The organism is Verminephrobacter aporrectodeae subsp. tuberculatae At4 (assembly GCF_000193225.1).
Classification (GTDB): Bacteria; Pseudomonadota; Gammaproteobacteria; order Burkholderiales; family Burkholderiaceae_C; genus Acidovorax; species Acidovorax aporrectodeae.
Genome location: NZ_AFAL01000810.1, coordinates 1 through 529 on the forward strand (window position 1 = coordinate 1; position 529 = coordinate 529).

At 66.5% G+C, this 529-nt stretch carries 1 protein-coding gene; it reads left to right on the top strand.

Annotated features, from left to right (window positions below; genetic code table 11):
- A partial coding sequence (locus tag VTU_RS29425) for a SwmB domain-containing protein (RefSeq protein ID WP_010108815.1) occupies window positions 1-529 on the top strand: 529 nt, incomplete at both ends.

The window sequence follows — 529 nt, forward strand, 5'->3', positions numbered from 1 at the left end:
GACACCACGCCCCCGGAGTTCAGCAGCGCCACGGCCAACGGCAACCAGGTGGTGGTGACCTACACCGACGAAAGCAATCTGAGCGATGCCGCGCTCACGGGCAACGCGGGCTTTACGGTCCTCAGCGTTGGTGGCAGTGCCATCACCGTCACCGGCGCCTTGGTGAACGCCACGGCCAAGACCGTGACGCTGACGCTGAGCCGCGCCGTGACCAGCCAGGAGAGGCTGGGGGTGAGCTACACCAAACCCGAAGGGGTAGCAGGCGTAGCGGACGCGGCAGGCAACAGCGCGGCGAACTTCGCAAGCGCGGGCGTGGAGAACAACACGCCAGCGGGATCCGTAGAGACGACGCCCCCGAGACTCCTCGTCGCCACGGTCGTCAACGGCAACCAGCTGGAGCTCACGTACGACGATACCGACAACTTGGACGACACCGCACTGACGGGCAACGCAGGCTTTACGCTCAGCGGCGCCACGGCCATTACCGTCACTGGCGCCGTGGTGAACGGGGCGGCCAAGACCATCACGC